At 44.2% G+C, this 15550-nt stretch carries 11 protein-coding genes; 10 read left to right on the top strand and 1 reads right to left on the bottom strand.

Annotated elements, in window-relative coordinates; genetic code table 11:
- The first annotated feature begins 14 nt into the window (after positions 1-14).
- The 9 genes from leuB (at position 15) to yihA (ending at position 13403) form a co-directional block, all read left to right on the top strand.
- Entirely contained in the window at positions 15-1127 is a 1113-nt protein-coding gene (leuB, locus tag AS888_RS17905; RefSeq protein ID WP_061143508.1) for a 3-isopropylmalate dehydrogenase, read from the top strand.
- Positions 1128-1195: 68 nt separating this feature from the next.
- The gene (gene leuC / locus AS888_RS17900; protein WP_061143507.1) at positions 1196-2605 is read left to right on the top strand and encodes a 3-isopropylmalate dehydratase large subunit; all 1410 of its coding nucleotides are present in this window, start codon (positions 1196-1198) and stop codon (positions 2603-2605) included.
- A gap of 23 nt (positions 2606-2628) precedes the next feature.
- Positions 2629-3225: a 3-isopropylmalate dehydratase small subunit gene (leuD, locus tag AS888_RS17895; protein ID WP_061143506.1), complete on the top strand. Its 597-nt coding sequence runs from the start codon at positions 2629-2631 to the stop codon at positions 3223-3225.
- A 175-nt stretch (positions 3226-3400) separates the two neighbouring features.
- Positions 3401-4432 (top strand): tetratricopeptide repeat protein, encoded by a 1032-nt coding sequence (locus AS888_RS17890; protein WP_061143505.1) that lies wholly within the window; start codon positions 3401-3403, stop codon positions 4430-4432.
- A 183-nt stretch (positions 4433-4615) separates the two neighbouring features.
- Entirely contained in the window at positions 4616-5908 is a 1293-nt protein-coding gene (gene tig / locus AS888_RS17885; RefSeq protein ID WP_061143504.1) for a trigger factor, read from the top strand.
- Between the two features lie 433 nt (positions 5909-6341).
- On the top strand, positions 6342-7610 hold the full coding sequence (gene clpX / locus AS888_RS17880; protein ID WP_061143503.1) for an ATP-dependent protease ATP-binding subunit ClpX: 1269 nt from the start codon (positions 6342-6344) through the stop codon (positions 7608-7610).
- A 988-nt stretch (positions 7611-8598) separates the two neighbouring features.
- Entirely contained in the window at positions 8599-10269 is a 1671-nt protein-coding gene (gene lonB, locus AS888_RS17875; RefSeq protein WP_061143502.1) for an ATP-dependent protease LonB, read from the top strand.
- A gap of 234 nt (positions 10270-10503) precedes the next feature.
- Positions 10504-12825, top strand: coding sequence for an endopeptidase La (gene lon, locus AS888_RS17870; RefSeq protein ID WP_061143501.1), 2322 nt, complete (start codon positions 10504-10506; stop codon positions 12823-12825).
- Positions 12822-13403, top strand: a complete 582-nt coding sequence (gene yihA / locus AS888_RS17865) for a ribosome biogenesis GTP-binding protein YihA/YsxC (protein ID WP_061143500.1) — start codon at positions 12822-12824, stop codon at positions 13401-13403. The genes lon and yihA overlap by 4 nt, the downstream gene beginning before the upstream one ends.
- A 55-nt stretch (positions 13404-13458) precedes the next feature.
- Here yihA and AS888_RS17860 read toward each other — a convergent pair whose 3' ends face one another.
- On the bottom strand, positions 13459-13941 hold the full coding sequence (locus AS888_RS17860) for a LiaI-LiaF-like domain-containing protein (RefSeq protein ID WP_061143499.1): 483 nt from the start codon (positions 13939-13941) through the stop codon (positions 13459-13461).
- Between the two features lie 253 nt (positions 13942-14194).
- Here AS888_RS17860 and hemA point away from each other — a divergent pair, with 253 nt between their 5' ends.
- Positions 14195-15547 (top strand): glutamyl-tRNA reductase, encoded by a 1353-nt coding sequence (gene hemA / locus AS888_RS17855; RefSeq protein ID WP_061143498.1) that lies wholly within the window; start codon positions 14195-14197, stop codon positions 15545-15547.
- Positions 15548-15550 lie beyond the last annotated feature (3 nt).

The following is a 15550-nucleotide window of genomic DNA, read 5'->3' as shown; positions in this document are numbered from 1 at the left end:
AAGGGGAGATTTCGATGAAAAGGAATATTGCGGTGCTTCAGGGAGACGGCATCGGTAGGGAAGTGACTAGAGGCGCTGTAGAAATCCTCGAAGCCGTTGCCCAAAGATACGGACACGAATTTGACTTTCAATATGGTGATATTGGCGGCGGTGCCATCGATCTTACAGGTTCACCATTGCCTGATGATACTGTGAAGATTTGCCAAAATAGCGATGCGGTATTATTAGGGGCAGTCGGAGGCCCGAAATGGGATGATCAGCCAGCACACCTAAGGCCGGAACGGGGGTTGCTGAAAATCCGTAAAGATTTGAATCTTTATGCCAATATCCGTCCAATCAGCTATTATTCCAGCTTGTCGGAGTCTTCTCCCCTTAAAAAGGAATTCATTGAAGATGTGGATTTCGTGATCGTCAGGGAATTAACCGGTGGCCTTTATTTTGGAAAACCAAGCGAACGAGTGGAAAGGGACGGGAAGGAAGCGGTCGTCGATACGCTTTTCTATCAGAAAAGCGAAATGAAGCGCATCATTGAACTGGCGTTTGCAATGGCTTCCAATCGCAAGAAAAAAGTCACCTCCGTCGATAAAGCGAATGTTCTTGAATCCAGCAGGATGTGGCGTGAAACGGCCGAGGAAGTCGCCAAAGATTATCCGGATGTGACGCTAGAGCATATGCTTGTGGATAATGCGGCCATGCAGCTGATTAAAAACCCGAAACAATTCGATATTATCGTAACGGAGAATATGTTTGGTGACATTTTAAGTGATGAGGCGTCTGTATTGACCGGTTCGCTTGGTATGCTTCCTTCGGCTTCGATATCTGCGGAAGGACCTAATCTATATGAACCGATTCATGGCTCTGCGCCGGATATTGCTGGCAAAAACTTGGCCAATCCAATCGGGACCATTTTATCGGCGGCTTCCATGCTGCGGTTATCCTTCGGTTTGGAGGATGAGGCACATGCCGTCGAGCAGGCTGTGGAAACGGTGCTTGAATACGGCTTGAGAACAGGCGATATCGCAAATGGGCAACGGGATATTACCACTACTTCAGAGATGATTGCCGAAATTAAAGCCAGCCTTTTAGACCAGGAAGCCATTTCCAATATCATGGGTGCTTATGCATAAACGTCTTCACGGCCTAACATTAGGCCGTGTTTTTTAAAAAAATATAAGATTGATCGAGGTGGATACGGATGGGAAAGTCGATAATAGAGAAAATATGGGACCGGCATATTGTAAATGAAGAGGAAGGTAAACCGGATCTATTGTATATAGACCTTCAATATATACATGAGGTGACCTCGCCGCAAGCATTTGAAGGGTTGAGATTAAAGGGACGCACCGTCAGGAGGCCGGACCGTACCTTTGCGACCATGGATCATAATGTTCCGACCGTCAATCGCTATTTCATCGAGGATGATATTGCCAGGAAACAGCTGGAAGCACTTGACCAAAATTGTAAGGAGTTCGGTATCCGCCTTGCTGACTTGGATAGTCCGGAACAAGGGATCGTTCACGTCATCGGCCCGGAATTGGGGCTGACGCAGCCGGGAATGACGATTGTTTGCGGGGACAGTCATACCTCTACACATGGTGCGTTCGGATCGATAGCATTTGGAATCGGTACAAGTGAGGTCGAGCATGTATTAGCGACGCAAACGCTATGGCAAACAAAACCAAGAACGTTAAAGCTTGAAGTTAATGGCACGCTGGGACACGGTGTGAAGGCGAAAGATGTCATTTTATATGTCATCTCCAAATTCGGTGTCGATTTTGGCACGGGGCATATCATTGAATACTGTGGGGAAGTTTTCCGGGATATGTCAATGGAGGAGCGAATGACCGTCTGCAATATGTCCATCGAAGGCGGGGCAAGAGCAGGGCTGGTTGCTCCTGATGAAACGACTTTTTCTTATTTGAAGGGTCGTAAATATATGCCGAAAGGGGAGGAATTCGAACGATATGTTCAGGATTGGCAGTCACTATCCAGTGATGAAGATGCTGTATATGACCAAGAAATCATCCTCGACGGCAGCCTCATTTCACCAATGGTAAGCTGGGGCACTAACCCGGGAATGGCCAGTGGTGTGGACGGCAAGGTGCCGACCTTTGCCGAGGATACCATCGATCCGAAGGAATTGAATCGTGCACTTGAGTATATGGGCCTTGAGGAAGGCATGGCGATCACCGATATTCCGGTTCAGCATGTTTTCATAGGGTCTTGTACGAATTCCCGCATTGAGGATTTGCGGCAGGCCGCAGAAATGATAGACGGCCACGAGGTTCATCAAGGGGTGAGGGCAATGGTCGTTCCGGGCTCGCAAAGTGTAAAAAGGCAAGCGGAGGATGAAGGGCTCGATGAAATCTTTAAATCTGCAGGTTTTGAGTGGCGTGAGTCAGGCTGCAGCATGTGTCTGAGCATGAATCCGGATGCCGTGCCAGCCGGAGAGCATTGTGCCTCGACCAGTAACCGAAACTTCGAAGGGCGCCAGGGTGCAGGTGCAAGGACACACTTGGTTAGTCCTGCCATGGCTGCTGCGGCTGCCATTCATGGGAAATTTGTCGATATCAGGAATTTTCAGAAGACGGAACAAATTCATTAACACTTTAATCGGAGGTGCAAGTAATGGAACCCATTACGTTATATAAAGGAAGAGCGGCGGTTCTTGACCGTAAAAACGTGGATACCGATCAAATTATCCCTAAGCAGTTTTTGAAACGGATCGAGCGCAGCGGCTTTGGGGAATTTTTATTCTATAACTGGCGTTTTGATGAAAACGGGAAAGAACGTCCTGATTTTGAATTGAATCAACCCCATAATCAAAACACATCCATTTTAATAGCAGGTGAAAACTTCGGCTGCGGTTCCTCGCGCGAGCATGCTCCTTGGTCATTGAAAGACTACGGCTTCGATATCGTCATCGCACCGTCGTATGCAGATATTTTCAAAAGTAATTGCATGAAAAATGGCATGGTTCCGATCGCATTGACGCCGGATGAAGTCAGGCATTTGATGCGGGCTGCATCAGCGCCTGACCATGAGCTGACGATCGATCTTCCGAATCAAACCTTGAAGGACGACCAAGGATTCGAGGCAAGCTTTGACATTCATCCATACTGGAAGGAAATGCTCGTCAAGGGGTGGGATGAAATTTCCATCACGCTTCAATATGACAAAGAGATTTCTGCCTATGAATCACGAACCAAAGCTGTATCCATATAAGCGCAGAAGGATTATCTCCCGTTTTCAATTCCCATTGGGAAAGAAAACGGGATTTTTTATGACTGGAAATACGGAAATCAGCATATATAAGTGAAGATCCGGGGAAATTTTTGTGTTTCCTTCTATTACATGCTAAACTGTTTTTCAAAAAGTGAACGGTGAGGCGGAAAATAGGATGGATAATGAGAACAACCGAAAAAAGGACGGAGAAGCTAGGGTTATCGCCTTTCCAAAACTCGGTGAAAGGCTGATCGCCAAAGGGTTGGATGAGCTAGGTAATCGAAACTTCAAAGCTGCTGCCCAGCTTTTCAGCCAAGCGAGGGAGTATGAACCTGAAGATGATGAGGTGTGCATGGGGCTTGTAGTCTCGCTTGTCGAGCTGGAGTTTTATGAGGAGTCAAAGGAATTGTGCAAAGAGATGCTGAATAAAGGCATCGGTGACTATTTTCAACTGATCAATATCTATTTGATGGTTTTGCTGCAATTAGGCGAGCATCAAGAAATGGTCACGACGATCGAGCTGCTGTTTGACGAGAACCAAATTCCGTTCGACAAAGAGGAACAATTCGAGAAGATGCTGCAGTTCAGTAAACGGGCACTTGAGGATAAAAAAGAGGAAGAAGACAGGAACACTCAGCAGATTGCAGTGGAATTGCAAGAGGATGGGCTTTTTGAAGGCAAGACGGATAATGAAATGTTTTTGGTCATTTCAAAACTAACGCATATCAATATCCGACCGTTTATCCCTCAAATCGAGCAATTTCTGCAATCCGAAGGGCACCCCTTCTTTAAAACGATGCTCCTGAACATTCTGACCGACCAGGAATATAACGAACAAGTGAGACTTAGCAAATTCAATGAATCGAAGTCGGTCCTCCCGACGGAATTGAAGAGCTTGAAGGAAACGGACTTCTATAAGAAGATCACCAGCCTGACGGAAGCAAGAATCAGTCAAGATAACCCAAGCTTGTTCGAGATGGTGCATAGTTTAATCGAACGGCATTCCTCCCTGTTATACCCCTTCGAACCGGAACAGGAGAGCATTCCTTCTTGGGCGGCCGCTTACCATGCCTTGGCGGAGGAATACATGACTGGTGAAGTTTCCGCGAGGGGCATAGCAGGATTTTACCTCGCAGAAGAGGATGCCGTAGCCGATATTCTTTCCTATTTAAAAGAAATTGAGGAAATTTCTTATCCCATTATTTAACCTATTGCTGTTGTAACAGAATCAACCTGTGGTATAATGTAGTGGTTGTAATGTATAATTCGTCTAATTTTGACGAAACCCAAGATTTTTTGGGTATATTTGAGGGATGACTTGTTAACACTTGCAAAGCATATTCATCCAATGCTTATTATTGAAGTATATAGATTTTTTGGAGGGAAACACATGTCTGTAAAATGGGAAAAACAAGAAGGTAATCAAGGCGTACTAACAATCGAAGTTGACGCTGCAAAAGTAAACGAAGGTTTAGACGCAGCTTTCAAAAAAGTAGTGAAACAAGTAAACGTACCTGGCTTCCGTAAAGGTAAAATGCCACGTCAAATGTTCGAAAAAAAATTCGGCGTAGAATCTCTTTACCAAGATGCGCTTGATATCATTCTTCCGGACGCTTACGCAAATGCTGTCGAAGAAGCTGGAATTCAGCCTGTAGATCGTCCAGAAATCGACATCGAGAAAATGGAAAAAGGCGAAAACCTAATTTTCACTGCAACTGTAACAGTTAAGCCAGAAGTTAAATTAGGAGATTACAAAGGTGTTGAAGTTGAAAAGTTCAACACGGAAGTAACGGACGAAGATGTGGATAACGAATTGAAAACTTTACAAGAGCGTCAAGCTGAGCTTGTCGTGAAAGAAGAAGGACAAGTTGCCGAAGGCGATACAGTTGTTCTTGACTTTGAAGGATTCGTTGATGGTGAAGCATTCGAAGGCGGAGCTAGCGAAAACCATTCATTGGAAATCGGTTCTAATTCTTTCATCCCAGGATTCGAAGAGCAACTTGTTGGTCTTGAAACTGGCGCTGAAAAAGATATCGAAGTTACTTTCCCTGAAGAATACCATGCTGCTGAACTTGCAGGAAAACCAGCTGTATTCAAAGTGAAAATTCACGAAATCAAAACAAAACAACTTCCTGAGTTGGATGATGAGTTCGCGAAAGACGTTGACGACGAAGTGGAAACGTTGGCTGAACTGAAAGAAAAAACAAAACATAAATTAGAGCATGACAAAAAACATGAAGAAGAAAACTTCATTCAAAACACTGTAATTGGCAAAGCTGTTGAAGGTGCAGAAATGGACGTTCCTGAAGCTATGATTTCCAACGAAGTGGACCGCATGATGAACGAATTCTCTCAACGCATTCAATCTCAAGGTCTTAATCTAGAACTTTACTACCAATTCTCAGGTCAAGATGAAGAAGCTTTGAAAGCGCAAATGAAAGAAGAAGCTGAAGGACAAGTTCGTACGAGCTTAACTCTTGAAGCAATCGCTGAAGCTGAAAAGCTTGAAGCGACTGATGAAGATGTAGAAGCCGAGCTTGGACAAATGGCTACAATGTACAATATGGAAATTGATGCGATCAAACAAGCTCTTGGAAACTTGGAAGGCATCAAAGGCGATCTTAAAATTAAGAAAGCCATTGACTTCTTGGTAGAAAACAGCAAAACAGTTGACGCTAAATAATTTTTATAAGTAAGCGGATTTTAATATTTTCTTTTAAAAAAACAAGGCGCGAGTAATCGTGCCTTGTTTTATACATATTGAGAATTAGTGGAAATTTCAAATATCGGTTATTTCCTGATTGATTTTTTTTGGATTTCAGTGTAGATTAGTTCTAATACCGCATATACATATTTATACAGCGAATCCTAATTTTAAAAATCAAAAGTTTTGGGCATACTGGTAAAGGGCAAATACATATTGATTGATTATTGTACTTATTTAACAACTCGGACGCGTGAGCATTTTTGTTACTAAACTTCCAAGAACATGATAAAATGCAAAACATACTAGGGATTTGGAATGCTTAACTAGAGGTGTGCCTAGTTTTTTTTCAATTAAGATTGGGTACCGCTATGTACTAGAGTTGGAAGAGTATTTAAAGGGGTGAACGTACATGTTTAAATTTAATGATGAAAAAGGACAGCTGAAATGTTCTTTTTGCGGAAAAACACAAGAACAAGTCCGTAAACTGGTTGCTGGTCCAGGTGTATATATTTGTGACGAGTGTATCGAGCTTTGTACGGAAATCGTCGAGGAAGAACTTGGTACTGATGAAGAAGTGGAATTCAGAGATGTACCTAAACCTATGGAAATCCGGGAAATTCTTGATGAATACGTGATTGGACAAGAACAGGCGAAGAAATCTTTGGCTGTTGCGGTTTACAATCATTATAAGCGTATCAATTCCAATAGCAAAGTCGACGATGTCGAGCTTTCGAAAAGTAACATTGCCCTAATCGGACCGACAGGAAGCGGGAAAACCCTTCTTGCACAAACATTGGCCCGTCTATTGAATGTTCCTTTTGCCATTGCTGATGCGACTTCATTGACGGAAGCTGGATACGTAGGGGAAGATGTGGAAAATATCCTCCTTAAATTGATTCAAGCAGCCGATTATGACGTTGAAAAAGCGGAAAAAGGCATCATATATATTGATGAAATCGATAAAGTTGCGCGTAAATCGGAAAACCCTTCGATTACACGTGACGTATCTGGAGAAGGCGTGCAACAAGCTTTATTGAAAATTCTTGAAGGAACCGTTGCAAGCGTGCCGCCTCAAGGTGGACGTAAACATCCGCATCAAGAATTCATTCAAATCGATACGACCAATATCCTGTTCATTTGTGGCGGTGCATTCGATGGCATCGAACCGATCATCAAACGCCGTCTTGGCCAAAAGGTCATTGGATTTGGCTCTGATGTGAAAAAGGATGATATTGCGGAAAAAGAATTGCTTTCCAAAGTACTTCCTGAAGACTTGCTACGTTTCGGATTGATCCCGGAATTCATCGGACGACTGCCAGTAATTGCGACTCTTGAGCAATTGGATGAAGCCGCTTTGATTGAAATCCTGACTCAACCGAAAAATGCTCTTGTTAAGCAATATCAAAAATTACTTGAGCTTGATGATGTCGAATTGGAATTCGAACCGGAAGCGTTAAGTGAAATTGCCAAAAAAGCGATTGAGCGTAAAACGGGTGCCCGTGGATTGCGTTCCATCATTGAAGGCATCATTCTAGAAGTGATGTTCGATCTGCCTTCACGTGATGATGTTGCAAAATGTGTGATCACGGGCAACACGATTTCCAAAAATGAATCTCCAAAGCTTGTCCTTAAAGATGGCACGACCATCAAGGGTCAAGAAAAGAAAACATCCGCTTAATGAATGTGAAAAAGTAAGACGCCAGTACAACCTGGCTGTATAGAAAAAGGGTTTCGGAGTGATTTCATTCCGAAACCCTTTTTTTTGCAAATTGCACGCGTGATCTTATCCTCTTGTCCGATGTTTAGGTGGCTAGGTGCGGTAGAAGAACTGTTTAAACAAGTAAAGACCCAAAATGCAGCTCACCATTTTCCCCGACCTCCTCTGGATAAGCGAGTGCCTGAAAAGTAAAGCAACGGTCAATGTCCATGCCCTCCTCCAACCCTGTGATTAGGCAGGATTCGAAATACATTTTCACGTAAAGTGGAATGAAACGGAAGGCGGCGAGACTCCTGCGGGAATTGCGCGTTCACTTGAGACCCGCAGGCTGAAAGCCGAGAAGCTCAAAGACCGCCTCTGAAAGATAAGTGCCTGCAGTGCAATGAAACGGTCCAAGTACAGATTCCCCCATACTGTGGGCAATGGAGATTTCCACTTCTTGTTCACACAAAGTGGAATGAAACGGAAGGCGGCGAGACTCCTGCGGGAATTGCGCGTTCACTTGAGACCCGCAGGCTGAAAGCCGAGAAGCTTAAAGACCGCCTCTGAAAGATAAGTGCCTGCAGTGCAATGAAACGGTCCAAGTACAGATTCCCCCATACTGTGGGCAATGGAGATTTCCACTTCTTGTTCACACAAAGTGGAATGAAACGGAAGGCGGCGACACTCCTGCGGGAATGGCGCGTCCGCTTGAGACCCGCAGACTGAAAGCCGAGGTGGGTCAAGGACCGCCTCTGGATAAGCGAGTTGCCTGCAGTACAATGAAGCGGTCATTGTCCAAACTCACCGAAACTTAACCAATGAAAGTCTAACCTCAACCTGAACGGAAATACGGAATTCCACCGCCAAAACCCCAAAAATTTACAACGTTGATTTCTTGGATAATTTCGCCCTTCCCAAGGAGATACTAACAGAAATGACAAACTAGGAGAGTGCAGGAGGGAATAGAATGAATTGGACAGGATTGGCGTTGTTTATTCAGCTGTTTTTTGGGATTATTATTGGATTGTATTTTTTGAACTTATTGAAAGGCCAACGGACCCAAAAGGTTTCGATTGACAGAGATTCACGAAAGGAAATGGACCAATTAAGGAAGATGAGATCCATTTCATTAACGGAACCATTGGCGGAGAAGGTAAGGCCAAGCACATTCACCGAAATCATCGGGCAGGAAGATGGGATTAAATCATTAAAAGCTGCATTATGTGGACCGAATCCCCAGCATGTGATCGTTTACGGCCCTCCGGGGGTTGGGAAAACGGCAGCAGCCAGACTTGTTCTTGAAGAGGCTAAGAAAAATGGCAAGTCACCTTTTAAGAATTCAGCCGTTTTCGTGGAATTGGATGCGACTACAGCTAGATTCGACGAGCGGGGGATTGCCGATCCGCTGATTGGTTCGGTTCACGACCCGATCTATCAAGGGGCCGGGGCGATGGGACAGGCTGGCATTCCGCAACCAAAGCAAGGCGCTGTCAGCAATGCTCATGGCGGGGTGTTGTTCATAGATGAAATAGGGGAGCTTCATCCCATCCAGATGAATAAACTCTTAAAGGTTTTGGAGGATCGGAAGGTCTTTCTGGAAAGTGCCTATTACCAAGAGGAAAATCAAAATATTCCCACTCATATCCATGATATTTTCAAAAATGGGCTTCCTGCCGACTTTCGCTTGATTGGAGCGACAACGAGGACGCCGAATGAAATTGCACCTGCGATCCGTTCAAGATGCATAGAGGTTTTTTTCCGCGAGCTGGACCGGGAAGAAATAATGAAAGTGGCCAAGAATGCCTCCGATAAAGTGGGGATCACGATAAGTGAAAAAGGATTGCAGTCGATTTCCGATTATGCCCGTAATGGCAGGGAAGCGGTCAATATGATCCAGACTCTTGCCGGGATCTCGATTAATGAAAATAGGAGCTTCATAAGAGAAGAAGATATTGATTGGATGGCGCATAGCAGTCAATTGACCCAACGCATGGACCGGAAAATAGAAACGAATTCGAAAATAGGTCTAGTCAACGGTCTTGCAGTATATGGTCCCAACTCAGGGGCATTACTGGAAATCGAAGTTACCGTCATGGCTGCATCGAATGAGAAAGGCTCGATAAATATCACCGGCATCGTGGAAGAAGAGAGCATTGGCGGTGGAAATGGCAAGTCGATCCGTCGCAAGAGCATGGCGAAAGGTTCGATCGAAAACGTGATCACGGTTCTCCGGTCGATGGGGGTGCCTGCCGATCAATTCGATATCCATGTGAACTTCCCAGGCGGAAGTCCCGTCGACGGACCTTCTGCAGGGATTGCAATGGCAACGGGCATATACTCGGCCATTTATAAAATCCCTGTTGACCACACAATAGCAATGACTGGGGAAATCAGCATCCATGGCGGAGTCAAGCCGATTGGCGGAGTCATACCGAAAATCAAGGCCGCGAAGCTAGCCGGGGCAAAGAAAGTGATCATCCCAGCCGATAACATGCAGCCGTTGCTATTGGAAATCAAGGATATCGAAATCATCCCCGTTACACATGTAAAAGAAGTGCTGGATCAAGCACTGAAAAAGGAAATGATATCAGAGCAAATCCTCACGTCCTTGGACCTATCAAAAAAAGAAAGCGTATAAAGGAAGTGCCCCGGCTTAATAGAACCGGGGCATTATAATGAAGTCCATTTGGGAAAAATAATCGCAAGTTCAGGCGTGCTTTTTTAATTAATATTGGAGATAATAAGAGCAGTAGAAACGTGTCAAGGTAAACGAATAGACACTTCTATATAAATAAGATAGAATTGTTAAAAGGTCGAGAACATGGGTAAATAGTTTACAACGACGATACTAAAAAGATGGAGGTGTCAGGAAATGACTGATAAAGAAATCATCGTCCCCCTCCTGCCGCTTAGAGGATTGCTTGTATATCCAACGATGGTACTTCATTTAGATGTAGGCCGAGACAAATCGGTGCAAGCCCTTGAGAAAGCAATGGTGGAAGACCATCTTATATTTTTGACGACACAACAAGATGTTTCGTTGGACGAACCAGGTGAAGAAGATTTATTTAAAATGGGAACTTTAACAAAAGTAAAACAGATGCTGAAGCTTCCGAACGGGACAATCCGGGTATTGGTGGAAGGGTTGAACCGGGCAGAGGTCGTTGAATTTTACGATTATGAGACACATTATGGTGCCAAAATAAAAATATATGAAGACAGTGATGAAAAGGATGCGGAACATCAAGCATTGATGCGCACTCTTCTGGATTATTTTGAACAATACATAAAAATGTCCAAGAAAATAACCGGTGAAACATTCACATCCACTTCCGATATTGAAGAGCCAGGGAGATTGGCTGATATCATTGCCTCGCATCTGCCTTTGAAGTTGAAGGAGAAGCAGGAAGTGCTAGAGACCATCGATATGAAAAAGCGATTGAGCCGTGTAATCGAAATCATCAATAATGAAAAAGAGGTTCTTTTTCTCGAGAAAAAGATCGGCCAGCGCGTCAAGCGTTCAATGGAACGGACTCAAAAGGAATATTATCTGCGTGAACAAATGAAAGCCATACAAAAAGAATTGGGCGATAAAGAAGGAAAGACTGGCGAGATTGAAGTCCTTAACGAAAAGATTGAAGAAGCGGATATGCCTGAGCACATAAAGGCAGCGGCCTTAAAGGAATTGGACCGATATGAAAAAGTGCCTTCAAGCTCTGCTGAGAGCTCTGTCATCCGCAACTATATTGAATGGCTCATATCGCTTCCGTGGTCGAACGCGACAAAGGATGATTTGAATATCCATAAAGCTGAAAGAATCCTGAATAGGGATCATCATGGTTTGGAAAAGGTGAAAGAGCGGGTGCTGGAGTATTTGGCCGTCCAGCAATTGACCAATTCCTTGAAGGGACCGATCCTTTGCTTGGTTGGGCCTCCTGGGGTCGGGAAAACCAGTTTGGCTAAATCAATCGCAACATCCATGAATAGGAACTTTGTCCGGATCTCACTAGGTGGAGTTCGTGATGAATCAGAGATCCGCGGCCATCGCCGCACATACGTAGGGGCAATGCCAGGACGGATCATCCAGGGCATGAAAAAAGCGGGAACGATCAATCCCGTCTTTTTGCTGGACGAAGTGGATAAGATGTCCAATGACTTTAGGGGCGATCCATCCGCAGCGATGCTTGAGGTGCTCGATCCCGAGCAAAACCATAATTTCAGTGACCATTATATTGAAGAAACGTATGACCTATCCAAAGTCATGTTCATAGCGACAGCGAACAATTTGGGCTCCATTCCTGGCCCGCTTCGTGATCGTATGGAAATCATTTCGATTGCAGGTTATACTGAAATAGAGAAACTTCATATAGCCAAGGATCACCTTCTGCCTAGACAGTTGGAAAACCATGGGTTAATGAAGACACAATTGCAAATCCGTGAGGAAGCTCTAACCAAAATCATTCGTTATTATACCCGGGAAGCCGGTGTCCGGAGTCTGGAGAGACAGCTTGCTGGCATCTGCAGGAAGACTGCGAAAATCATCGTGTCCGGGGAGAAAAAGCGGGTCGTCATTTCTGATAAGAATGTCGAGGAGTTTCTGGGGAAAACGATGTTCCACTATGGACAGGCAGAAGTCGAGAATCAAGTCGGGGTAGCCAATGGCTTGGCTTACACATCGGTTGGCGGCGATACGCTGCAAATCGAGGTTTCCTTATCACCAGGTAAAGGAAAGCTTATATTGACTGGCAAGCTTGGCGATGTAATGAAAGAGTCTGCACAGGCCGCTTTCAGCTATGTCCGTTCAAAAACCGAGAAACTTCATATTGATGCGAACTTCCATGAAAAATATGATATTCATATTCATGTCCCAGAAGGTGCTGTCCCTAAGGATGGTCCTTCTGCAGGCATCACGATTGCAACAGCGTTAATATCGGCCCTTACCAACAGGCCGATCAGAAAAGAGGTAGGCATGACAGGCGAAATTACATTACGCGGACGGGTTCTGCCAATCGGCGGCCTTAAAGAAAAATCTTTAGCGGCGCACCGGGCAGGACTTACGAAAATCATCATCCCGCAAAATAACGAAAAGGATATTGATGATATCCCGGAGAGTGTCCGTAAAGCATTAACATTTGTTCCAGTTTCACACGTAGATGAAGTCCTTGAGCATGCATTGGTAGGTGTGGACGAATGAAAGTGACAAGTTCAGATATTGTCATCAGTGCCGTAAAGCCTGATCAATATCCCAATACTCCAATCCCGGAGTTTGCCTTGGCTGGCCGCTCCAATGTAGGGAAATCGAGTTTCATCAACAAAATGATCAACCGGAAAAACCTGGCGAGAACATCGTCCAAACCGGGCAAGACGCAGACTTTGAATTTTTACATCATTAATGAAGCACTCCATTTTGTCGATGTTCCAGGCTATGGCTATGCAAAGGTATCCAAAACCGAACGTGATGCGTGGGGAAGAATGATCGAAACGTATTTCACTTCCCGTGATCAGCTCCGTGCTGCGCTTCTGATCGTCGATTTGCGTCATCCGCCGACAAAGGATGATATCGCAATGTATGAATTCCTGAAGCATTATGACCTTCCAAGGATCGTCATCGCCACTAAAGCGGATAAAATTCCTAAAGGCAAATGGCAGAAGCACTTGAAAGTCACCCGCCAAACGTTAAATATGGAAAAAGAAGATGAATTGCTTCTTTTCTCTGGTGAAACGGGCGAAGGGAAAGAACAGGCTTGGGGTGTCCTTAAGAAATATATGTAAATGAAAAGGGTATTCCGCATCCGGAATACCCTTTTTCAATATGAATTCTGCCTGATCACTTTTTACGAACTAAAAAATAGATGCCGATTGCCATCAAGGCAAATGGCCAAAACCTTTCGATATTCGCCGTGCTCGTTTCGACCAGCCCGAAAGAGGTCGTGATCTTATCATAGAATAAGAATAGAATCGAGATGATCAGCAGTATCAACCCATGAAACATTCCATTATTTGTTTTGCGGGCCCGCAGTATAAAACCCAGTGAGATGATTAAAATAAAGATACCTATATTATCCGGCCAAATTTCCAGGTTTTTTACGATGTGAAAATGAGCCCCGAAACCAAGCAAAATCACGCCTGGCAGGATCGACTCATACTCATTGCCGCTATAGGCCTGAATCAAGAAGGCTGCACCCACTATACATAATAGGGTCGGCCAACTATAAAAACCTGGGAAGATTTCGATGTGGGAATGCTCAAGAAAAAAATATAGGCCGAAACCAATTAAAACGATTCCAGGGAAAATGCGTTGCGTTTTCATGTGATCCTCCTATCCAATTCGATTACTTGAAGTTTTTTGCCATTTTTGATATGGTACTTTTGTACACTATGTCGAAATATGTATGTAACTTATAAATCCCGCCTAGACACCTTTTGGAGCAATCCTGGCGTTTTAGCCGTCTTTTCATGGTAGCATATGTTTTCATAAACTGTTCATATTATTTGCGTGAATCATTTTTTGTACATGGTATAATAAATTTACACGAAAAATTTTGGGGGTGCAAAACAAAAGGATGCATATTCTAGCGGTTGGTATTAATTACAAAACTGCCCCTGTTGAAATTCGGGAAAAACTATCGTTTAACGAAGCCGAACTTGCCGAGGCAATGAAAGCTCTTAAAAATAAAAAAAGCATCTTGGAAAATATCATTATTTCAACTTGTAACAGAACGGAAATATATGTGGTCGGTGACCAGCTTCATACAAGCCGGTATTACATTAAGGAATTTCTTTCGGAATGGTTCCATATCGATAAAGAGGAATTTTCTAAATACCTGTTCATCTATGAAGGTGATGGGGCCGTCGAGCATTTATTTTCCGTTACGTGCGGCTTGAATTCCATGATCCTTGGGGAAACGCAGATTTTGGGACAAGTACGCTCCAGCTATATGTTGGGACAGAAAGAAGATACGATTGGGACCGTTTTTAACCATCTCTTCAAGCAAGCCCTTACATTGGCGAAGAAAGCTCATTCAGAAACGGAAATCAACACCAATGCCGTTTCTGTCAGTTATGCTGCCGTCGAACTTGCCAAAAAAATCTTCGGCGGTCTGAACGGCAAAAACGTTTTGATTCTTGGTGCAGGTAAAATGGGAGAGCTGGCCATTCAAAACCTTCACAGCAATGGTGCAGACAGCGTTACGGTCATTAACCGCACTTTTCAGAAAGCGGTCGACTTGGCCGGCAGGTTCAATGGTAAGGCAAAACAGCTTCAGGAGCTGCAGTGCGCTTTAGTGGAAGCGGATATCCTGATTACTTCGACTGGGTCGAAAGATCTTCTCGTAACAAAAGAGATGATGACATTCGTAAATAAGCTTCGCAAGGGCCGTCCTATTTTCATGGTCGATATCGCCGTTCCGCGTGACCTCGACCCAACGCTGGCCGAGCTGGAAAATGTCTTCTTGTATGACATTGACGACCTTGAAGGGATCGTGCAAGCGAATATCGAAGAGCGCAGAAAAGCCGCCCAGAAAATAGAATTGATGATTGAATCCGAAATCGTCGACTTCAATCAGTGGATTAATTTGCTTGGCGTGGTTCCTGTCATCTCTTCCTTGCGGGAAAAATCGCTTTCGATTCAGAAGGAAACGATGGAAAGCATCGAAAGAAAGCTTCCGCATTTAAGCGAGCGTGACAAAAAGGTATTGAACAAGCATACGAAGAGCATCATCAACCAGATGTTAAAAGATCCGATCCTTTATGCAAAAGAGCTGGCGGATGAGCCGAATGCAAAAGAGCAATTGAATAACTTCGTGAAAATCTTCCATTTGGAGGAATTGATAGAAGACCACCTGGTAGCGGAGGATGATGAAAAAGAACGGAACGGCTCCAAGGCATCCCTGCTAAACCCAGTTCCTGTCCAGTAATGA

The organism is Peribacillus simplex, assembly GCF_001542915.1.
In the GTDB taxonomy this organism is placed as follows: Bacteria; Bacillota; Bacilli; order Bacillales; family DSM-1321; genus Peribacillus; species Peribacillus simplex_B.
This window is presented reverse-complemented; position numbering and strand designations above follow the sequence as displayed.